Source organism: Marinomonas sp. 15G6-16 (assembly GCF_055809555.1).
Map to the genome: position 1 here is coordinate 2,040,701 of NZ_CM147916.1, position 20,502 is coordinate 2,061,202.

Below are 20,502 nucleotides of genomic sequence, written 5' to 3' on the forward strand. Positions count from 1 at the left end.
TTATAATTGGCCGAGGAGATAGCAGCTTATGTCTGAGCGCTTGAACAACGTATTTCAATTTGTTGAAGTGGATCGTAAAGATCCTAAGAAAAAACCTTTAATTACACGTAAAGGTCAATTTGTCGAAATATACCGACCTTTTGAAGAAACAGGTGCAAAGAGCCAAGCGCACCGTTGTTTGGAATGTGGTAACCCATATTGTGAGTGGAAATGTCCTGTTCACAACTACATTCCAAATTGGCTTAAACTTGTCAGTGAAGGCAGCATTTTAGAAGCGGCGGAATTGAGCCACCGTACTAACTCTTTACCAGAAGTATGTGGCCGAGTTTGCCCACAAGACAGACTTTGTGAAGGCGCTTGTACGCTGGGTGAAGGCGGCTTTGGTGCAGTAACAATTGGTTCTGTTGAGAAATACATTACGGATACAGCATTCGCTTTGGGCTGGCGTCCAGATATGTCTAATGTTGTGCCAGTGAACAAAACTGTTGCGATCGTCGGTGCGGGTCCTGCAGGCCTTGCATGTGCTGACGTTTTAGTCCGTAACGGCATTAAGCCTGTTGTGTTTGATAAATACCCTGAAATTGGCGGATTGCTCACATTTGGTATTCCAGAATTCAAACTGGAAAAGAGTGTGATGACGCGCCGCCGTGAGATTTTCGAAGAGATGGGCGTTGAGTTTGTCTTAGGCACTTCGGTTGGTGACGATGTTCCTTTTGAGCATATCTTAGAAGAATACGACGCCGTTTTCCTTGGAATGGGTACTTATAAGTACATGAAAGGTGGCTTCCCAGGTGAAGATTTACCAGGTGTACATGATGCATTGGATTACCTGATTTCCAATGTTAATCATTGCCTAGACTTTGAAGAAGACGAAGCTGACTACATTAACCTAAAAGGCAAGCAAGTAGTTGTTTTAGGTGGTGGTGATACAGCGATGGACTGTAACCGTACTGCGATTCGTCAAGGTGCGAAGAGCGTGTCTTGTGCTTATCGTCGTGACCAAGAAAACATGCCTGGTTCTCGTAAAGAAGTAACCAATGCTCGTGAAGAAGGTGTGCAGTTCCTTTTCAACCGCCAGCCAGTGGAAATTATTGGTGACGGTAAAGTAGAAGGCATTAAGGTTGTTGAAACACAAATGGGCGAGCCAGATGAAAATGGTCGCCGTAGCGCAGAAGTCATTGAAGGCAGTGAACAAATCATTCCTGCTGATGCGATTCTTGTTGCCTTTGGTTTCCAAGCGAGTCCTGCACCTTGGTTCGACAAGTTTGGCATTGAAACAGACTCTCGTGGACGCGTTGTTGCGCCAAGAAAAGGCAAATTCATGTTCCAAACAACGAACGAGAAGATTTTTGCTGGTGGCGATATGGTTCGTGGTTCTGACTTAGTGGTAACCGCCATTGATGAAGGCCGCAAAGCGGCTGAAGGCATCATGGACTTCTTAGACGTTTAAGTCTTAGCTCACTTTACTTTATAAAAAAACGCTGGTCAGAGACATCTGATCAGCGTTTTTTTGTGTCTAATCATGCTTATTCATCTTGGAAAGGATCTAAGTACTTACTTCTAGCGTATAAACAGTACTCACTCATGAAAGCAGGCTAAATATGTTCAACTTTTTGAAATCCGATCCGATCAAGAAACTCGATAAAGAATACGGTGCGTTATTGGAGAAAGCCATGCAAGCTCAACGTAGCGGTGACATAAAAGGCTATTCAGAGTTAACGGAACAAGCGGAAGCTGTGAAAGCTAAAATAGATGAGGCAAAGCTATCAAATAATTAGTCTGATAGCTTTGCCTTCAAAATACGGTTGAATGTCGTATTTTTAAGAAGAGTTTATGCGCTTGCAGGTCGGATGAGAGTCAAACTTTCTTCCGCGAAACCTGTACCTGCTTCTGTGTAGAAGTTGAAAACATTGTCGATACCTGAGGCCAACAAGGTTTCTCGTTCATCCTGATAGCGTGCAATCGCAGCGATATGGCCTTGATAGTTGGCTTTACGCAGTTGTATCGCAATGTTGGTGCTGTCCTCTGCAATTGGCAAAGCCAACATAATGAGTCGTATGCCGTTTGTGTCTAAGCGCTCCCAAAGGTCGGCATCTTCACCATCACCATAAAAGACGTTTTCTCCTGCTTCTTGCATTAGCTTGATTCGGCTTCTGTCAGCATCCATTCCCGCAAGGTTATTGCCGATGATGCTTTTGATTGATTCAAACGCGCCTCGCCCAACTCGACCTAAACCGACAATTAATACTTCCGCGTCTTTTGGTTGAGTAAAGACATCTTCAGGTAAGCATTGTGGGCTTTCAAATTGACGAATACTTTCTTTATTTTGTCGATATAGCTTGTGAGACTGGCGATAAATCACGCTGGTAATCACAAAGGAGAAAGAGACGCCAAGTGCTAAAATCACCAACCATTCTTTTTCTAACCAACCGTTGGCAACGCTCAGCGCCACGACAATAAGGCCAAACTCACTGTAGTTGGAAAGGATTAGAGCGGACAAAAAAGACGTCCTACCGCGAAGCTTGAACTTGGTTAATAGGAAGAAGAAAAGGGCGAACTTTGCTAAAATAACAAGCGTAATAATTAAGCTCATGCCAATCATTTCGAGCGTGGGCAGAGCGGTAAAGCCGATCGAAAGAAAGAAGCCAATTAGAAATAAGTCTTTGAAGTTCATTAATGACTTATTCATTTCTGATGATTTTGGATGAGACGCTAAAAGAATACCAAAAATCAGTGCGCCTAAATCGCCTTTGACGCCAACTAGATAAAATAGCTCGTAGCCACCTAGAGCGAGAAATATTCCAGTTAAAGGCAGCATTTCCCCATGCCCAACGCGATCGACCACTTTATTAATAAGTGGACGAACCAGTAGCAAACCGAATAAACCGAGAGCCCAAATAGAAGGGATTTTACCTGTTGCTGCGACGAGGAAAATCACCGCAACTATGTCCTGCATAACTAATATGCCAAGAGATAATTGCCCATGACGAGTTTTTAATTCACCACTTTCTTCCAGCAGTTTCATCACACAAACGGTACTGGAAAAACTCAAAGCAAAACCGATTAAGGCTGCGGAGGTAACATCCAAAATACCGAAGTAAGGCAAGCTCAGTGTGCCGAGAGTGAGTGCGATGCCGCCAAAAAGCAGAGTCCAAACACTCATATGAGTCAGGGTTGAAGCCCAGACTTCTCGTTTGAGTAGGTCTTTGACGTGTAATTTTAAGCCAATGCTGAAGAGCATTAAGGTAATGCCTATATTCGCAAGAGAATCTAGGGTGCTGCTTGCTTCGAACCCCAGATAATTCAGTAAGAAGCCAGCTAATAGAAAACCGATGAGCGGTGGCAGATTGATCATTTTGACTGCTAAGCCGCAGACAAACGCAAATAAAATCCAAGTAAATTCCATGCTGTCCTTCTAAATCAATGAGGTGGCCAAGGGGAAAGATTATCATACGAAATTTACTCAAGCCGTGCAGCTTGTTATCTTGTTATTTCAATATCTTATAGCGCTACTTAATTGCAGCTCAGATTGTATTTTTTCTCTGCTGCAATACACACAGCTATCATTTAGGCTGACACTCTCTCTTAACCAGATTGAAATAGACTTTATTTATCCAAGCCTTTTCAAATAGGGTAAAATTACCACTAATTTTTATCGTTAGAGTTTTTTATGTCCTCCCAAGTGTCTTCATCTGCTTCTTTAGGGAAGCAACTATTTTGCATGACTTGGCCAATGCTTTTTGGCATTTTGTCTCTGATGAGTTTTCAGTTAGTCGATAGTGCTTTTATTGGTCAGTTAGGCGTTCTTCCACTTGCTGCTCAAGGCTTTACTTTGCCCATTCAAATGGTGGTGATTGGGTTGCAAGTAGGTTTGGGGATTGCCACAACGGCAATCATTGCGCGAGCGCTTGGTGCTGGGAATATTCGCTATAGTAGGCAGTTGGGCGGATTAGTTCTCATGATTGGCGGTGTTGGTATCGCATTATTTTGTGTGCTGATTTGGCTTTTGCGTGAGCCTATTTTACTTTTGTTAAGTGCGCCTGAGGCTGTGTTTCCAGTGGTTGAGTCTTATTGGCCTCATTGGTTATTGAGCGCTTGGGTTGGGGCCTTCATTTACTTCTATTACAGCTTGTGTCGAGCTAATGGAAACACCTTGTTGCCCGGCATTATGATGGTGCTGACCAGTGTGTTGAATTTACTGCTCGATCCAATTTTTATTTTTACGCTTGGCCTTGGTTTGAATGGCGCAGCAATGGCGACTACGGTCGCATTTAGTGTTGGCGTTTTGGTTGTGGCTCCTCTTGTAAAACGAAGAGACTGGGTGACCTTTGACTGGGAAGATTTGAACGTAAAGGAGAGCCTGCTATCGATCGGTCATATTATGGGACCTGCGATGATAAGCCAATTGTTGCCGCCGGTTTCCTCTATGCTTGCGACCAAACTGATTGCTGGTTTTGGTACGGCAGCGGTAGCTGCTTGGGCGTTAGGGTCAAGGTTTGAATTTTTTTCGATAGTTGTGGTGTTAGCGCTTACTATGTCTATGCCTCCTATGGTTGGGCGACTTCTTGGCGCGAAGGAAATAAAAGACATTCGTCAGCTCGTATCGCTTGCTTGCCGTTTCATACTGGTCTTTCAGTTTCTTGTTGCGATTGGAACACTTTTGGCGTCTGGCTTTTTATCTCACTTAATGGCGAGTGATAAAGCCGTATCAGATATCCTAAATTGGCATTTAATGCTGGTGCCGATTAGTTTAGGCGCGCTAGGTGTTTGCATGCTGATGGTGTCTGTATCAAATGCCTTGGGGCGTTCGTACTCTGCGCTGACTATTTCTGCACTGCGTTTATTTGCTTTCTTTATCCCTTGTTTGTGGATAGGAGCAGAATTGGCAGGCTTAAAAGGGCTTTTTATTGGCGTGTTAGTCGGGAACTTGCTAGCAGGAATATGTGCTTGGTGGATGTATCAACGCATTATAGAGAAGCTTGAAAAGAACGATTAAGGGAAAATGTATATTGGATTTACTTATATAAAACGGGCTTTTGATTGATTTCTCAGTTCTTTGATCTCTGATTTTCTTTCCCCCACTCTTATTAAGCGGTCTGCAAAGGTCGCTTCTTTTGTAACAGTATATAAACCCCCTTCCTAGTGCTCGTAGCAAAAATACGAGGTGAGTCTATGTATCGAATTATTTTCTATTCTGAGCCTTTCTATATTTGTCATACAAAACAAGAGTTTGCTTTTATTGGCAGTGATTAGAGAGACAGAATCTGATTATGGAGGAAGAAAAAGCGCGTCTATTACACTTTTTTACACTAGGCTGTTCGAGTTAGATGTCTGCATATTAATTGTATTGATATAGCACTTTGAGGAACGGAATAATTTTCATTTCATTGAAAAAAAGGCTGTACTCAATATTTAAATTGAGTGTATATTGTAAGACAAATAACTATAAACAACCTAAATTTGGGCTTTTCCGTATCTTCATTTTCATGAAATGGTAAGGCTGAAAAAGGTGCTAATATGATAAAAATAATAAATAAAATGAATAAACACGTCATCACTCCTATCTCTTTCCGAGATTGTTTTTCAATGAAACAGTCTTGTGCAACAGGTCGTATCTCGTCTGCTTTGCACGTATTTTCCTTATTTTCACTTTCTCATTTTTTGGTGCTTTTTGCTTTGCGCAAAGAGGCTGGAATGGTCAGTGCCTTATCTCTTAATACTTTTAAGTTACCTCTAAGTTTACCTGTGCAGCCTTGTTCTGTGCGGAGCTTTGGTAGCTCTTAGTTTCACCTGCCGCTGATGGCTTAATGTATTCAGTGACAATAGAAAACACTCCAATATTTAACAAAAACAAAAAAAGGTTGTTTAAAAAAGTATGTCTTCAAATCCTAATGTAACTCTTAATAAAGTCTACAAGCGCTATGGTGACGTTGAGGTTGTTAAAGGTATCGACCTTGCCATAGAGAAAAAAGAATTTATCGTTTTGGTTGGCCCATCTGGTTGTGGTAAATCGACAACATTGAGAATGATCGCTGGCCTAGAAGGTATTTCTGATGGTGAAGTAGGTGTCGCGGGTCGTGTTGTGAATAACGTTGCTCCGAAAGATCGTGACGTAGCCATGGTTTTCCAAAACTATGCCTTGTATCCACACTTAAACGTGTACGACAACATTTCATTTGGCTTGAAACTAAGAAAAGCGAACAAAGAAGAAGTAGAAGCTTCCGTGAAAGAGGCGTCTTCTATTCTTGGTCTGGATCAATATTTAGAGCGCCGCCCAGCTGACTTGTCTGGTGGTCAACGCCAACGTGTTGCTATGGGGCGAGCTATTGTTCGTAAACCAGAAGTGTTCTTGTTTGACGAGCCACTATCTAACCTTGATGCAAAACTGCGTACTCAAATGCGTGCTGAAATTAAGCGTTTGCACAAGCGTTTAGGTGTGACAACAGTTTATGTAACCCATGACCAAGTAGAAGCGATGACGCTTGCTGATCGTATCGTGATTATGCGTGACGGTAAGATTGAGCAAATTGGTTCGCCAATGGAAGTATTTACTAAACCTGTAAATACCTTTGTTGCTAGCTTTATGGGTAGTCCACCGATGAACCTAATTAAAGGTGTAATGGTACAAGAGGAAGCAGGCTTCTTTATTAAGCTAAAAGATACCAAAGTACCTGTACCAGCACGAGAAGGTTGCACCTTTACAGAAGGTCAGAAAGTTTATTTAGGTATTCGTCCAGAAGATATGTACCTAAGCAGTAATGGATTAAACAATTTTGAACGTATTAGTTGTCATGTTGATCTTGTTGAGCCACTAGGCGCTGAAGCTTTGCTTCATATCAAGCTTGATGGACAAGATGCTGTTGTTAAAACGGATAGTCGTAATACATCTATTGATGAAATGAGCGAAAGCTCAGAGATATTTCTGAATTTAGATTACTTACACATTTTCGATGGCGTAACAGAAAACTCAATATACTAATAATAGGTTCAATATGAATAAATTAGATACTAACAAGCAGGGAGCGTCCTCTTCGATGAGCCCTCTCGCTGCTTTATTAGGAAAAATAAAAGCAGATTGGCAAGTATACGTGTTGCTGGCGCCAATGGTTATTTGGTTTATCGTGTTTTTATACGTCCCAATGGGGGGGTTACAAATAGCGTTTAAAGACTTCAGTTTGTTCCGTGGAATATCGGGCAGTAGCTGGGTAGGCTTTGAACACTTTTACACCCTGTTTGAAGACGAAAACTTTTTGCGAGCAATCCAAAATACGTTCGTGATTAGTTTTTATGGGCTAATCTTCGGTTTTCCTATTCCGATTATGCTCGCTTTGATGTTTAACGAAATTCACCATTTCGTATTCAAACGAGTAGCTCAGACTATCGCTTATTTGCCTCACTTTATCTCTGTGGTTATCGTGGCAGGTTTGGTCATTAGCTTCCTATCTCCAACAACAGGTATTGTTAACCTGACATTGGATGCTTTAGGTTTTGATAAGATCTATTTCTTAACAAACCCTGAATATTTCCGAGCGATTTTCATCGGAAGTAATATATGGAAAGAAGCTGGTTTTGACTCCATTGTTTATCTTGCAGCCATTGCAAGTGTTAACCCATCTTTATATGAATCAGCAAAAGTAGATGGCGCGACACGTTTTCAAATGATGTACAAGATTACCTTGCCAACTATTCTACCAACCATCTTGATCATGCTTATTATTAAAATAGGTAACATGGTTGAGGTAGGTTTCGAATATATTATTCTTTTGTACCAACCATCCACTTTTGAAACGGCAGATGTCATTAGTACCTATATCTATCGAGTAGGTTTACAGGGCAGCCAATATGATGTTGCAACTGCTGCTGGCTTATTTAACGCTGTTGTTGCTTTCGTAATGGTATATGCAGCGAACTGGTTAAGCCGTAAATACTCATCGTCTTCTTTGTGGTAGGGGTAAAATAAATGTCAGATTTTAATTTATATTCACGAGGCGATAAGATTTTTGGCTATGCCAATATGTTCCTTATTGCATTATTTGTACTTAGTACGCTTTACCCATTTATTTACATTGCTGCTGCTTCGATTAGTTCTGGCTTTGCTGTGTCGTCTGGTCAAGTGGTTTTTTTCCCGAAAGATATTACCTTTGCTGCCTACGATAAAGTATTGAGCGATGTGGTTTTTTGGAAGTCTTATGCGAACACTTTCTTCTATACCATCTTCGGTACATTGGTGAGTTTAGCGATTATTATTCCTGGATCTTATGCGTTATCCCGACCTCAATTAGTAGGCAGAAGATATTTTAACTTCTTCATCGCTTTTACTATGTGGTTCAACGCCGGAATGATTCCTTTCTTCTTGAACTTAAGAGATTTAGATTTATTAGATTCAAGATTCGGTATATTAATTGCGTTTGCTTGTACGGCATTTAATATCATTCTTTTAAGAAACTTCTTTGAAGCGATTCCTAAATCTTTTGAAGAAGCAGCAAGAATGGATGGTGCAGGTGATTTTAGTTTGCTGTGGAAAGTATTTATTCCACTTTCAAAACCAGCCATTGTGACCGTTGCACTATTTTGTATTGTTGCTCGTTGGAATGGATATTTTTGGGCCATGATTTTGCTTCGTGAGGAAGACAAAATTCCTCTACAGGTATATTTAAAACGTATCATTATCGAAGCTAACATGGACGATGAATTCGCTAGTACTTTGTTATCAAGTAGTTATTCTTTTGAAACAATTGTTGCTGCGATTATTGTGGTTTCCATCATTCCAGTTCTTCTGGTTTATCCATACCTTCAGAAGCATTTCAACAAAGGTATCATGATGGGTGGGGTTAAAGAGTAAGGTTTGTTTTTTCAAAATATAAATATAATAAATGGAGAAAAAAATGATAAATAAAATACTACCGTCTACTGCAATCGCGCTAGCTTTAGCTGCGACGTCAGGAGCATCTGTTGCTGCAGGTGATGATGACAAATATAAAGTGACAGATAAGCCGCTAGAACTGACTATTCACATGCACTTCCGTAACAAGTATGCATGGGACGAAAACTGGCCTGTCGCGAAAGAATACGAGAAGTATACGGGTGTTCGTCTGAAAGGCGTGGCGTCTAAGATTGGTACGAATAGCCAAGAGTTGTTCAACCTAATGTTGGTTTCCGGCAACTTGCCTGACATCGTTGGCGGTAACAGTCTGAAAGACAGCTTTATCCAATACGGTATGGAAGGCGCATTTTTACCTTTAAATGACCTGATCGATAACTACGCGCCAAATATCAAAGCGTATTTTGAAAAGAACCCTGATATTAAGAAAGCCATTACCGCGCCAGATGGAAACATTTACCACATGGCTTATTTCCCTGATGGTCAGGCGGCTCGAGCGTACTATATTCGTCAAGATTGGTTGGATAAATTAGGTCTTGAGCAACCAGAAACCGTTGATGAGTTGTATGAAGTGTTAAAAGCGTTCCGTGACCGAGATCCAAATGGCAACGGCAAGCAAGATGAAGTGCCTGCTTTCTTCCGTCATTGGGAAGAAATGATTCGCATGGTTACGCTTTGGGATGCTCGTACAACAGGTACAGACAGCTACCACCAGTTCTACATTGAAGATCACGACAAAGTGAAACACGGTTACGTCGATGAGACTTACCGCACAGGTATTCGTAACCTAGCGAAATGGTACAAAGAAGGTCTGATCGATAAAGAAGTATTTACTCGTGGTTCTAAAGCTAGGGAATACCTATTAGGTAACAACCTTGGCGGTATGACTCATGACTGGTTTGCGAGCACAGCAGGCTACAACGACAGCTTGAAAGAAACCATTCCAGGCTTTGATTGGATTCCAATGGCGCCACCTGCGTCACCGTCTGGTGTGAGAATGGAAGAAAACGGCCGTACAACGGTTAAACCGGATGGCTGGGCGTTGACTTATTCAAACAAAGATCCGATTGCTAGTATCAAATACATGGACTTCATCTTCACTGAAAAAGGCCGCAACATTGCCAACTTTGGTGTAGAAGGCGTTCACTGGAATATGGTTGATGGCAAGCCAACTTATACACAAGAAGTATTAACAGATTCTCAACCTGTTAACTCTCAAATGTGGAGTGTTGGTGCGCAGATTCCAATCGGCTTCCGCCAGGATTACAACTACGAATGGCAATGGACGAATGAAATCGCTGCCAAAGGCATTGAGCTTTATACCGACAATAATTACATCATTGAGCAATTCAACGGTGTTTCTATGACGGTTGCAGAGCGTCTAGTGTATGACAAGTACTGGCCAGGCATCCTAACTTACATGTTAGAAGCGCAACAGCGTTGGATTCTAGGCAGTGCCGATGTTGATGAAGAGTGGGATGACTACATCGCACGTATTAAGAAACTAGGCTACGACAAAGTACTGAAAGCTTATCAATCTGCTTATGATCGTCAATATAAGTAATAACAGGTAAGAAATTAAAAAGCGTCTCCATCGTGAGGCGCTTTTTTTATGTCTGAATTTTTATATCCAAATTAAGTTTTCATATCTTTTGCTAAATAATGAACTAATTAAATATCCATTGAAAATCTTTCTGATAATGAATATCATTTGTGAACTGTTTTTTATTATTTTGGAGAGAGTTGTGGAAGATTCAGTACAGCAAAAAATAATTGATTTTTTGCAAGTAGGTGGCCCAGTTGTATGGATACTAATGGTTTTTTCTGTTGTTGCCTTAACCATTGTACTCTTGAAATTATGGCAGTTCTCATCGCTACGCGCAGAAAGCTTGAAAACCTCGCAACTTGCGTTGGATGATTGGCGTAATGGCGCTCGTGAAGAATCCCTACAAAAATTAGATGAAAAACGTCCAATTGATGCACTTGTTGGCTACTCAATGCGTTCTGTATTAGAAGCAAAAAGCAACGTTGAATTGATTCGTGAAGAAGTTGAACGTCGTGCGATGAATCAACTTAGCCAGTTTCGCTCTTTCCTTCGCCCATTAGAAATTATCGCCACCTTGAGTCCATTATTGGGTTTGCTTGGTACCGTATTGGGTATGATTACCGCGTTCCAACAAATGGAAGGCGCAGGCAGTCAAGTGGATCCTTCGGTATTGTCTGGTGGTATTTGGCAGGCTCTTTTAACCACAGCGGTTGGTTTGGCTGTTGCGATTCCTGTCGTGACATTGCAAAGCTGGCTTGAGCGAAAAGTAGAACGTATTGCTCATAATATGAATGACGCAGTGACTCAGGTTTTTACGAGCAAAGAAGCCAAAGAACTTGTTGAAAAAGCAGCAAAAGAGATGCTGCATGCCGCTTAATCTATCTCAACCCAAACGCAAGAATGCGATCAGCCTGACACCACTTATTGATGTGGTGTTCATTCTATTGTTGTTCTTTATGTTGACCTCAAGCTTTGTTCCTTGGCGCATCGTAGACACACCTTTATCTGTTCCTTCTGCGGATGAAAAACCAGCAGAAGAGAAAGAAAACATCATCCTGACGTTAAAGCAGAATGATGGTCAAGTGTGGGTTGAAGATCGCGCAGTGAACCTTGCGGATCAAACATATTTCCAAACGCTCATCGCAGATTACAATGAAGGAACTTTTGTTATCAAAGCGGAAGAAGGTGTCACACTCCAAACCCTGATGAACTTGGCAGACCGTTTAAAATTGAATGGTGCTGAAAATGTCTCGATTGCTAACGCCTTTTCTATGCCGGAGGCACAATGAAGATAGGTCAAAAGTACGCAGCGAGAGCGGCGAGCAACGATGACAACATGGTGCCTTTAATCAACGTCGTGTTCTTGATGTTGGTCTTTTTCATGGTCGCAGGGCAAATCAAAAAAGCAGATCCTATTGCAGTTATACCTCCTAACTCAGTGAATGACACCCGAGCAGCGACGGATCCGAATGTTGAAATTGTCGTTGGTGCAGACAGCGTTCTGTATGTTGATGATGAGTTGAAAACCGTTGAAAACGTACAAGCCTATTTAGAGGAAGCCTTTGAAGCTTCTGCTGATAAAGATGGTTTCTGGGTTCAAGTTAAAGCGGATGGCGATATTCCACTGGAAGAGCTTCGTCCAATCTTTAACCAAGTTCGTTTAGCTAGCCTGACAAAAGTCAGCTTGGCGACACAGCATGCGCGAGGTCATGAATGATTTCGACACGTCATTGGATTATCGCTGGCGGCCTAGCAGTTTCTGTTCATGCGGGCGCATTTTATGCTGCCTTTTATTCTGTTCCAGAAGGCAGCGAGAATGTTGGTTACCAAGGCATCGAGTTCGGCCTTGGAATGGTTGGTGACTTAGGTGTTGCTTCGGATACGAGTGTTGCTCAAGAAGAAGTGCAAGAAGTCGAAGAGACGGAAATTATTGAACCAGACCCGATTGTGGAGCCAGAGCCAGTTGTTGAACCGGAACCTGAACCAGTCGTCGAGCCTGAGCCTATTATTGAACCAGAGCCTGAGCCAGAACCAATTGTAGAACCTGAACCTGTGGTTGAACCAGAGCCTGAGCCGGTTGAAGTGAAGCAAGAGTCGCCTATTGAAATTGAAAAAGTAGAGCCTATTGTTGAGCCAGAGCCAGAGCCAGAGCCAGAGCCAGAGCCAGAGCCTAAAAAAGTCGAGAAGCCAGTAGCAAAAGCAGCGCCACAACCTGTAGCTCCGCCTTCTGCTGCGAATCAAAAAGTTACAACAGGTACTGGAAATACGGTAACAACTGGAGGCAACCCAGGCGCGAAAGCCAGCTACTTCTCTAAACTGAAATCTATCTTGGCAAATAACAAGCGTTACCCAAGAGCCTCTAGACGTCGTAATGAAGAAGGTGTTGTTACCTTATCTTTTGTGGCACACGCAGATGGTTCGGTTTCTGATGTGAAAATATTAGAAAGCTCAGGTTATAAGCGTTTGGACAAAGCGGTTTTGGATATGATCAAAAAGTCTACGCCTTTACCTAAGTTTGAAGAAGGCATGACGGAAAGTGAGTTACGTATTAACTTGCCTGTATCCTTTAAGTTAAGCGACCTCTAATACACAAATCTGTAGATTCTACGTCTCTAAAAATGCCAAGCTTGAGTGATACAAGCTTGGCATTTTTGTTTTTAATATTAGCGTGCTGTAGTGGTGTTTTGCGGTAATAACAACCACACCTTACCAAAGTGTTTAAGCTGCCCTGCATGGAAATGCGCTTCTTCTCCAATGCCTTGATACCAATCAATATGTCCCGCGCCTTTAATCGCACCGCCTTTGTCTTGAGCTAACAAGAGACGAAATTCATGACCGATTAGGTTTCCATAGGAATCCAGTTTGGGAACTTGGGCTAATAAGATAGAGCCTAGAGGAATGACACTTGGATCAACCGCGGCAGAATACAATGGCGTGAGTGGTACATTTGCCGCGCCAACAGGGTTTCGAGGTCCTTCACTGAAAAATAAATAGCTTGGGTTAGACGAAAGAATGTCTCTCATGCGGTCTGGGTTGTCTGCTAGCCACTGGCGGATACTTTGAGCGGAGATGTCGGCTCGATCTATCTCGCCTTGCTCGATTAATTCCTTTCCAATACTACGATAAGGGTGGCCATTTACACCGCCCCAAGAAAGAAGCTTTTGTTCACCATTTTCGTACTCAACCACACCTGAGCCTTGCACATGCAAAAAGAAATTATCGACAAGATCTGATGTGTAGGCAATTTCTAAACCTTGCCCTGCTAATGCACTTTCAAAGTCGATTTCTTCCCGTGAAGGGAAGTTGCCATTTTCGTCTCTTTGGGTTGGTTTTCGATATAAGGGATAACGAAATTCTTCATCGGGCAAATGGCGAACGGGCAAAATAGGCACGTAATAACCAGTGATTTGAACGTTGCCTCGGTCATCTTGTCCGGCTAATTGATGTGCTACTAGCTTTGGTTGCCTTGTTGGATTATCCAGCCAATCTTGGAGTTCATTGGCAACAGTCCTTAGTTCTTCGGTTGAGGTTTGTGTGTTATCAAGCTCATATTGTTTGTCAGAAATTCGGTTTAGATAAGTGATTTGCTGTTGTAGGCCGTATCGGAATTCAGCGTCTGGGTAAGGCAACCCTGGCGGAAGACTTTCTTGTAAATACAAGGTGTCTCGCTTTAGTCCTGTGATGTCGCGTCCATTGTTTTCGAAGTCATTGGATTTATCAATTTCAGAAACACTGCAACTGATTAAAAAGGTACTGAAAGAGACGATGCAAAATGGACGAAATAGATTCTGGTAGAGTGTGTTTTTTGAATGGGAAGAGGATTCTTTAGAGCGAAATATTTGTAGTACAGAGGTGACATTCATAAAGGCTCGTTATTATAAAAAATGAAAATAAGTCGACGATGCGAATCGAAAAAATCTATAAAATCAAACAGCATAACTAATCTGACAGCAAAGAAAGCATCAGGTTCATCTTGGGTATTTCTCAAAGGGAAAGCAATATACAGAGGGCGTGTTTTACACTTTAATACATGAGGTATTCATAAGCCTGACGTAAGTCGATAAAACGGTCTTGATCACCACCTCGATCTGGGTGATGTTGCTGAGTCAGCTTTCGGTACTGTTGTTTAATGTCTGCTTTCGTTGGATTTTCTGCGTCGATCTCTAGGGTTTTCAAAGCCGAATCTCTATCATTTCCTGTCAAACTAATGCCTTTGAAAAAACTATTGAGTAGACGGGATACTTCATCCGCATCTGTTTTTTCGTATTCATCCCAATCGAGATAATAAGCCGCTAGTTTGGCATCGACACTGTCACTGAGATGAGTACTACCAGAAAGCTTTACTTGGGAGGCGCTAAACAAAGTGATGCGTGTGGCGGTAATATCAAGAACAAGGTTTTCTTCTTGCCATAAACTGGTTTGCAGTTGGTATAAGGCGTTCATAATGAGAAAGTGCTGTCGGAACAACTGCAGGTTGCTATCATCAGCAAGTTGGCTAAAAGCAGGTAAGAGATCCTTTAGTGCTTTTAGAATGTCAAACTCGCTAATTCCGTTCGGGCTTTTTTCAAAATAGCCAAAATCGGTCCGACTAAAGGGTTTTTCATATCTCACTCTTATGCTGGTATGTTTAATACAGTGTATGTGATGAAACAGAAAAGGGTCAAAGTTACCCGTCATCTTTTATTGATTCGAAATAGGTTAAGGCAAAACTTATGTTGTGGGTTATTGGCATTATCATCGCGCTTTTGTTACTGGTTGGACCGAGTGCATGGGTAAAGTTTACCTTGAAGCGCTATGCAACAGATCGTGCGGATCTACCTGGAACCGGTGGCGAACTGGCGCAGCATTTTGTAAAACGCTTTGAGTTAGACGACGTCAAAGTTGAGACAACACAGGAAGGCCGTGATCATTTTGACTTTGGCCAGCATGTGGTTCGTCTTAGTCCGAGTGTCTTTAGTGGTCGATCATTAACGGCCGTTGCTGTGGCGACTCATGAAATAGGTCACGCAATTGCTCATGAGAAAAAACAGAAAATCTCGCACTTAAGTTCAAGATATTTGCCCTTTGCGCATTTTGCTCGACGTATTACGGCTGGCTTGCTCATCGGCTGGCCATTGATTTCTGCCATATTGCATTTGCCTTATGCGGTTGCTTTGCATGCGCTTGTCGTTGGTTTAACAGGTCTTTTAGCAGTAGTGGTTCAGTTGGCAATCTTGCCAGAAGAGTGGGACGCCAGCTTTAATAAGGCCTTGCCAATCTTGGCTGAAGGAAATTACATTCCCCAAGAAGACTTACCCAAAGTGAAGAAAATTTTAACTGCCTGTGCGATGACTTACGTTGCAGCGGCTTTGGTGAGAGTGCTATTTGTTTGGCGCTGGTTTAAGCGTTAAGAGTGATTGAAAGGTATTAACATTCCTGCCCACTCTTTCCTTGATAGACCGTTTCTCTGATAAGATTGAATCTCAGAAGACTGATTCGCACCTTCCTTAATCTAAGTAATCTTTTCCCTCTTTGACTTGTCACAAAAAAGGCATGAAGTTCGCATAAAATCGCCTTACTATGAAAGCTGACTTTTTGGTTAGCATCTATCATCAAAAACTATTTTGCTTTATGGAGTAATGTCATGACATTGTTTTTTCCTAGGAAGGCGTCTGTTTTAGCTTCTTCACTTCTTTTTGCATCGCTTGCCCAAGCAGCCACTATTGACTTACGAGTCATGGAGACCACTGATATTCATATGAATTTAGTGGATTACGATTACTACGGTGATAAGCAAAGTGATGGAGTTGGCTTGTCCCGTGTGGCAACTTTGATCAAAGCGGCTCGTGCTGAAGTGACAAACTCTGTGTTGGTTGATAATGGTGATTTATTGCAAGGTACGCCTCTGGGCGATTATGTAGCAAAAGGGCGGGTACTGCGCTTTGGTGAAACACATCCAGCTTTTAAAGCGATGAACTTACTTGATTATGATGTGGGTAATATAGGTAACCATGAATTTAACTATAGCTTAGACTTTTTGATGAAGAGTTTGAGCGGAGCGAACTTCCCTTATGTGAATGCCAATGTCTATGTTGATGATGGTGATAACGACCCTTCTAATGATCAACCCTACTTTCAGCCTTACATCATTAAAGACAAAACCTTCGTTGATTCTGATGGTAAAACGCAAACGGTGAAAATTGGTTACATTGGTTTTGTGCCGCCGCAAATCATGACTTGGGATAAAGACAATTTAACCAGCCGAGTAATCGCAAAAGACATTGTTGAAACCGCGAATAAATACGTTCCAGAAATGAAAACCAAAGGCGCAGATGTGGTTATCGCGATTCCTCACAGTGGCATGATGAATTCGCCTTATATGAAAGGTGAAGAAAATGCGTCTTATCATTTAGCCAAAGTAGATGGCATTGACGCTATTCTGTTCGGCCACTCTCATCGTATTTTTCCAGGTGACAAAGCATTAGACGCATTTGATGGTGTAGACGGTGAAAAAGGCACAGTGTTTGGTAAACCCGCCACTATGCCTGGCTTTTGGGGGTCTCACCTTGGTGTGATTGATCTGACGTTAGAGCCTTCTGGTGACGGTTGGAAAGTGGCAGATGGTAAAGCTGCTGTGCGTGCTATATCACGCAGAGAAGGGCGTAAGACCATTGCCTTGGTAGAAGCCGATGCAAGTATTAATGATGCCGTTGAAACCGAGCACCAAGGTACTTTAGCGTACATGCGTCGTAAAGTGGGTGAGTCCACCGCAGACATCAATAGTTTCTTTGCTCTTGTTCAAGACGACCCATCGATTCAGATCGTGAATAATGCACAAATTTGGTATGTGAAGAACATTGTGCGTGGTACATCTTATGAAGGCTTACCGATTCTATCGGCTGCAGCTCCCTTTAAAGCGGGCGGTCGAGGCGGCCCAGATTATTATACCGATGTGCCAAAGGGTGATATCGCGCTGAAAAACGTGAGCGATTTGTACATTTATCCAAACGATTTGAAGGTCGTAAAATTAACAGGTGAACAGGTTGTTGAGTGGTTAGAGCTTGCAGCTGGTCAGTTTAATCAAATCGATGCTGCTTCAAGTGCGCCTCAGAGTCTGGTGAATGCGGCTTTCCCGACTTATAACTTTGATGTCATTGATGGTATTTCATATCGTATTGATGTAACTCAGCCAGCACGTTACGACGGCGATGGTAAATTGGTCAATCCTAGCTCTCATCGTATTAAGAGTGTCATGTTCAACGGCAAAGCTTTGAATATGACAGATGACTTTTTAGTGGCGACGAATAATTATCGTGCCACTGGTGGCGGCCATTTCCCTAACTTATCAGGCGACACCATTGTGATTGACGCGCCAGATAAAAACCGAGATGTTGTTGCGAATTATTTGTTAAGCCAGAAAATCATCAATCCAGCGGCAGATAACAACTGGTCGTTTACGGACTTTGGCAAAGCAAAAGTACAATTTGTGACGTCTCCGAAAGCAAGAGACATGGCAAGCGACAAAATGTCGTATCAGTCTTTAGATGAAAATGGCTTTGCTGTGTTTGAGATGAAATAAGCCAAACGCTTATTTCATATAGAATTGAGAAGAGCACTGCTAGGTGTCTCTTCTTGGTTCTGTATTGATTTTTGGCAATTTTCTTTTTCCTTTCTACTTTTCTTATTGAATCTACATATTTGCTCTCTATTTTAAAGAGTATGATCAACTTCATATTGTCTAAAATAAGAGAGCAAACTGTTTCTGTGCGTATTCCAATTGTCACCAAGCTGTTTATTTCCCTGTTTGTTACCAGTGTTTTATTGGTAACCGGAATGGCGTTTCTGGTGAGTTATAGTTTCAAATCAGGGTTTCAAACTTACCTCAACAAACAGGAAGAGAAGCAAGTTGTTGAGTTAGCGGAAGGTGTTTCTCAATATTATTCCAGCGAACAAGGTTGGAAAATACTCAGAGAGCGACCTGAAGTATGGGCGGATCTTTTTGTCGAAATGAATAGTCCTTTGCCTCCCAGACAAGAAAGAGGAATGCCAGATCGAGAAGGTTTTCCGTCACCAAATAACGGCTTTCCACGACCAGAAAGAGAAGACTTTGAACCGCCAAATGGCAATTTCATGATGCCCGCGCCAAATGGCTTTGCGCCTCCTGGTGACGGTATGCCAGTGCCGGGCGAAGAGCATTTTGCGGCTTCTGGTAGAGACAATGCCATGGACGAAAATCTAAGCCCTTTGAGTCATCGCATTCATTTGGAAGATGCTCAACGCCACTGGGTAACAGGTGTTCCATTAAAGGCGCAAGGTGAGGATTCAACTGAGCGTTTGGATGTGCCAATCATTGTGAACTCGAAAACCGTTGGCTGGTTGGTCTTAGAGCAGAAAAGCTTGCTGTCAGGAGAACTTGTTACTCAGTTTTATGAGCAACAACAAAGTAACTTGTTTTGGATTATTGGTTTAGCGGGCTTTGCGTCTTTATTGGTTGCTTCGCTCTTGGTTCGTCATTTTCTTGCGCCGTTGCAGAACTTAAAGCAAGGCGCGAACGCATTGCTAGAAGGCAATTATGATTTTTCTTTTGGTCAACGAAGCAATGATGAATTTGGTGAATTATCGGACAGCTTTCAGTCTCTTATTGGCAGTTTGAAAGAACAAAAAGAAAGCCGCGAACAATGGCTGGTGGATATCTCTCATGAACTGCGAACACCCATTGCGGTACTTCGTAGCGAGCTTGAAGCCATTCAAGACGGCATTCGTCAGGCGGACACACAAAGAATCGACTCCATGCATCATCAAGTGATGGGCCTAAGACGTTTAGTAGACGACCTTTATGTGTTATCGAAAACCGACTCTGGCGTGTATCAGATAGAAGTTAGCACGATTAACATCGGGCCTTTGGTTCAACGGGTAGTCAGCCAGTTTGAACCAAGAGTAGACGAAAAAAATTGCAGATAGCATTAGATAAACCCGATCAAATTGCGTTTATAAAAGGCGATGAGAAAACCTTAGAACAGCTTTTTGTTAACCTGTTGGAAAACAGTTTGCGCTACACAGATGCTCCTGGGCGTATTTTGGTTTCTATTATTGAAGAGCCTAAGCAGGTTTTAATTCGTGTTGAAGACTCTTCGCCAGGTGTTGGAGAAGAGCATTTGCCTAACCTGTTTAAGCGTTTGTATCGAGTCGATAAATCCCGTAGCCGACAACATGGCGGCTCGGGTTTAGGCTTATCCATTTGTCGTAACATCGTCATGATGCATGGCGGTCATATTTCAGCAAAAGCTTCTGCATTAGGCGGATTAGCGATTGAAATCAGAGTAGAAAAAGTGAGTGAAGCATGAGTGAGAAAAAGAAATTTATCCTAGTCGTCGAAGATGAGCCGACGTTATCAGCCATTCTTTGCGAATATTTTGAACACGCTGGTTTTGAGGCGAAAAGCCTAGATGATGGCGCAGTGGTAGTGGATTTTTTGAAGCAGAATGCTCCAGATTTAATCATTTTAGACTTGATGCTGCCAAACCGAGGAGGCTTAGACATTTACCGTGATATTCGAACTTTTAGCCAAGTGCCTGTGATTATGGCAACGGCAAAAGTAGAGGAAATTGATCGATTGATTGGTCTTGAGCTTGGTGCTGACGATTACATCTGTAAGCCTTACAGTACTCGTGAAGTGGTTGTCAGAGCAAAAAACATCTTGCGCCGTAATGATGCGCCAGTTCAGGAAGAGCAAGGTGACCTAGTGATTAATGAGCTTTCCATGTCGGCTATTTTTCACCAAAAGGCTTTGTCGTTGACGCCTGCTGAATTCAGAATTTTATCTTTCCTATTTAAAAACAAAGGCAAGATTTTTAGCCGAGATCAGTTGATGGATAATATTTATACTGATCATCGTGTGGTGGCAGATCGAGCGATTGATAGTCACATCAAAAACCTACGCAAAAAGTTGGCTGATGTTGACCCATCGTCTGATTGCATTCGCTCTGTATACGGCGTCGGCTATAAGTTTGACGCCTAATTAGCGCTTTCTCCATACTGAATACAAACTTTCAAAATATACTTTCTTCGTTCCATTATTGAATTGTGTTTAGCAAAA

19 protein-coding genes are annotated in these 20,502 nt (G+C 42.2%); 16 read left to right on the plus strand and 3 right to left on the minus strand.

Going from position 1 to position 20,502, the window contains the following annotated elements:
• The first annotated feature begins 28 nt into the window (after positions 1–28).
• Positions 29–1,450, plus strand: a complete 1,422-nt coding sequence (locus AC0L46_RS09820; protein ID WP_414681650.1) for an FAD-dependent oxidoreductase — start codon at positions 29–31, stop codon at positions 1,448–1,450.
• Between the two features lie 151 nt (positions 1,451–1,601).
• Entirely contained in the window at positions 1,602–1,778 is a 177-nt protein-coding gene (locus tag AC0L46_RS09825) for a DUF6435 family protein (protein WP_317005327.1), read from the plus strand.
• 53 nt (positions 1,779–1,831) lie between these two features.
• Here AC0L46_RS09825 and AC0L46_RS09830 read toward each other — a convergent pair whose 3' ends face one another.
• Positions 1,832–3,406, minus strand: a complete 1,575-nt coding sequence (locus AC0L46_RS09830; protein ID WP_473503233.1) for a cation:proton antiporter domain-containing protein — start codon at positions 3,404–3,406, stop codon at positions 1,832–1,834.
• Positions 3,407–3,670: 264 nt separating this feature from the next.
• On the opposite strand from AC0L46_RS09830, the gene AC0L46_RS09835 reads away from it, so the two are divergent.
• The 9 genes from AC0L46_RS09835 (at position 3,671) to AC0L46_RS09875 (ending at position 13,013) form a co-directional block, all read left to right on the plus strand.
• Positions 3,671–4,996, plus strand: a complete 1,326-nt coding sequence (locus AC0L46_RS09835; RefSeq protein WP_473503235.1) for an MATE family efflux transporter — start codon at positions 3,671–3,673, stop codon at positions 4,994–4,996.
• An 879-nt stretch (positions 4,997–5,875) separates the two neighbouring features.
• Complete coding sequence (locus AC0L46_RS09840) at positions 5,876–6,979, plus strand: ABC transporter ATP-binding protein (RefSeq protein ID WP_414681653.1); 1,104 nt, start codon at positions 5,876–5,878, stop codon at positions 6,977–6,979.
• A 13-nt stretch (positions 6,980–6,992) separates the two neighbouring features.
• On the plus strand, positions 6,993–7,949 hold the full coding sequence (locus AC0L46_RS09845) for an ABC transporter permease (protein WP_473503237.1): 957 nt from the start codon (positions 6,993–6,995) through the stop codon (positions 7,947–7,949).
• An 11-nt stretch (positions 7,950–7,960) separates the two neighbouring features.
• Positions 7,961–8,842: a carbohydrate ABC transporter permease gene (locus AC0L46_RS09850; RefSeq protein ID WP_414681655.1), complete on the plus strand. Its 882-nt coding sequence runs from the start codon at positions 7,961–7,963 to the stop codon at positions 8,840–8,842.
• Positions 8,843–8,885: 43 nt separating this feature from the next.
• Positions 8,886–10,445, plus strand: a complete 1,560-nt coding sequence (locus tag AC0L46_RS09855; RefSeq protein ID WP_473503239.1) for a type 2 periplasmic-binding domain-containing protein — start codon at positions 8,886–8,888, stop codon at positions 10,443–10,445.
• A gap of 181 nt (positions 10,446–10,626) precedes the next feature.
• The gene (locus tag AC0L46_RS09860; RefSeq protein WP_473503241.1) at positions 10,627–11,304 is read left to right on the plus strand and encodes a MotA/TolQ/ExbB proton channel family protein; all 678 of its coding nucleotides are present in this window, start codon (positions 10,627–10,629) and stop codon (positions 11,302–11,304) included.
• Entirely contained in the window at positions 11,294–11,716 is a 423-nt protein-coding gene (locus AC0L46_RS09865; RefSeq protein ID WP_414681658.1) for an ExbD/TolR family protein, read from the plus strand. The genes AC0L46_RS09860 and AC0L46_RS09865 overlap by 11 nt, the downstream gene beginning before the upstream one ends.
• Positions 11,713–12,144, plus strand: coding sequence for an ExbD/TolR family protein (locus AC0L46_RS09870; RefSeq protein ID WP_473503243.1), 432 nt, complete (start codon positions 11,713–11,715; stop codon positions 12,142–12,144). The genes AC0L46_RS09865 and AC0L46_RS09870 overlap by 4 nt, the downstream gene beginning before the upstream one ends.
• The gene (locus tag AC0L46_RS09875) at positions 12,141–13,013 is read left to right on the plus strand and encodes an energy transducer TonB (protein ID WP_473503245.1); all 873 of its coding nucleotides are present in this window, start codon (positions 12,141–12,143) and stop codon (positions 13,011–13,013) included. The genes AC0L46_RS09870 and AC0L46_RS09875 overlap by 4 nt, the downstream gene beginning before the upstream one ends.
• A gap of 77 nt (positions 13,014–13,090) precedes the next feature.
• Here the strand turns inward: AC0L46_RS09875 and mltA are convergent, their stop codons facing one another.
• On the minus strand, positions 13,091–14,290 hold the full coding sequence (mltA, locus tag AC0L46_RS09880; RefSeq protein WP_473503247.1) for a murein transglycosylase A: 1,200 nt from the start codon (positions 14,288–14,290) through the stop codon (positions 13,091–13,093).
• Positions 14,291–14,450: 160 nt separating this feature from the next.
• A complete protein-coding gene (locus AC0L46_RS09885; protein ID WP_473503249.1) occupies positions 14,451–15,104 on the minus strand; it encodes a DNA-J related domain-containing protein in 654 nt (217 codons plus the stop codon).
• 35 nt (positions 15,105–15,139) lie between these two features.
• Between AC0L46_RS09885 and AC0L46_RS09890 the strand changes: the two genes are divergently transcribed.
• From AC0L46_RS09890 to AC0L46_RS09910, 5 genes are all read left to right on the plus strand, one after another.
• Positions 15,140–15,817 carry a zinc metallopeptidase gene (locus AC0L46_RS09890; RefSeq protein WP_473503251.1) on the plus strand — a complete coding sequence of 226 codons (678 nt, stop codon included), beginning with the start codon at positions 15,140–15,142 and terminating at the stop codon, positions 15,815–15,817.
• A gap of 233 nt (positions 15,818–16,050) precedes the next feature.
• Positions 16,051–17,985 (plus strand): bifunctional 2',3'-cyclic-nucleotide 2'-phosphodiesterase/3'-nucleotidase, encoded by a 1,935-nt coding sequence (locus tag AC0L46_RS09895; RefSeq protein WP_473503253.1) that lies wholly within the window; start codon positions 16,051–16,053, stop codon positions 17,983–17,985.
• A 140-nt stretch (positions 17,986–18,125) separates the two neighbouring features.
• Positions 18,126–19,367, plus strand: a complete 1,242-nt coding sequence (locus tag AC0L46_RS09900) for a histidine kinase dimerization/phospho-acceptor domain-containing protein (protein ID WP_473503255.1) — start codon at positions 18,126–18,128, stop codon at positions 19,365–19,367.
• Positions 19,358–19,750, plus strand: coding sequence for an ATP-binding protein (locus AC0L46_RS09905; protein WP_473503257.1), 393 nt, complete (start codon positions 19,358–19,360; stop codon positions 19,748–19,750). Before AC0L46_RS09900 ends, AC0L46_RS09905 begins: the two co-directional genes overlap by 10 nt.
• Positions 19,747–20,424: a response regulator gene (locus AC0L46_RS09910; protein WP_473503259.1), complete on the plus strand. Its 678-nt coding sequence runs from the start codon at positions 19,747–19,749 to the stop codon at positions 20,422–20,424. The genes AC0L46_RS09905 and AC0L46_RS09910 overlap by 4 nt, the downstream gene beginning before the upstream one ends.
• Positions 20,425–20,502: the final 78 nt, after the last annotated feature.

What these genes read in the sequence shown, in the direction of transcription:
- AC0L46_RS09855 (WP_473503239.1), top strand. Translation starts at nt 8,886, where the DNA reads ATGATAAATAAAATACTACCGTCTACTGCAATCGCGCTAGCTTTAGCT.
- AC0L46_RS09850 (WP_414681655.1), top strand. Translation starts at nt 7,961, where the DNA reads ATGTCAGATTTTAATTTATATTCACGAGGCGATAAGATTTTTGGCTAT.
- AC0L46_RS09890 (WP_473503251.1), top strand. Translation starts at nt 15,140, where the DNA reads ATGTTGTGGGTTATTGGCATTATCATCGCGCTTTTGTTACTGGTTGGA.
- AC0L46_RS09875 (WP_473503245.1), top strand. Translation starts at nt 12,141, where the DNA reads ATGATTTCGACACGTCATTGGATTATCGCTGGCGGCCTAGCAGTTTCT.
- mltA (WP_473503247.1), bottom strand. Translation starts at nt 14,290, where the DNA reads ATGAATGTCACCTCTGTACTACAAATATTTCGCTCTAAAGAATCCTCT.
- AC0L46_RS09820 (WP_414681650.1), top strand. Translation starts at nt 29, where the DNA reads ATGTCTGAGCGCTTGAACAACGTATTTCAATTTGTTGAAGTGGATCGT.
- AC0L46_RS09870 (WP_473503243.1), top strand. Translation starts at nt 11,713, where the DNA reads ATGAAGATAGGTCAAAAGTACGCAGCGAGAGCGGCGAGCAACGATGAC.
- AC0L46_RS09865 (WP_414681658.1), top strand. Translation starts at nt 11,294, where the DNA reads ATGCCGCTTAATCTATCTCAACCCAAACGCAAGAATGCGATCAGCCTG.
- AC0L46_RS09900 (WP_473503255.1), top strand. Translation starts at nt 18,126, where the DNA reads ATGATCAACTTCATATTGTCTAAAATAAGAGAGCAAACTGTTTCTGTG.
- AC0L46_RS09895 (WP_473503253.1), top strand. Translation starts at nt 16,051, where the DNA reads ATGACATTGTTTTTTCCTAGGAAGGCGTCTGTTTTAGCTTCTTCACTT.
- AC0L46_RS09840 (WP_414681653.1), top strand. Translation starts at nt 5,876, where the DNA reads ATGTCTTCAAATCCTAATGTAACTCTTAATAAAGTCTACAAGCGCTAT.
- AC0L46_RS09825 (WP_317005327.1), top strand. Translation starts at nt 1,602, where the DNA reads ATGTTCAACTTTTTGAAATCCGATCCGATCAAGAAACTCGATAAAGAA.
- AC0L46_RS09845 (WP_473503237.1), top strand. Translation starts at nt 6,993, where the DNA reads ATGAATAAATTAGATACTAACAAGCAGGGAGCGTCCTCTTCGATGAGC.
- AC0L46_RS09835 (WP_473503235.1), top strand. Translation starts at nt 3,671, where the DNA reads ATGTCCTCCCAAGTGTCTTCATCTGCTTCTTTAGGGAAGCAACTATTT.
- AC0L46_RS09885 (WP_473503249.1), bottom strand. Translation starts at nt 15,104, where the DNA reads ATGACGGGTAACTTTGACCCTTTTCTGTTTCATCACATACACTGTATT.
- AC0L46_RS09830 (WP_473503233.1), bottom strand. Translation starts at nt 3,406, where the DNA reads ATGGAATTTACTTGGATTTTATTTGCGTTTGTCTGCGGCTTAGCAGTC.
- AC0L46_RS09910 (WP_473503259.1), top strand. Translation starts at nt 19,747, where the DNA reads ATGAGTGAGAAAAAGAAATTTATCCTAGTCGTCGAAGATGAGCCGACG.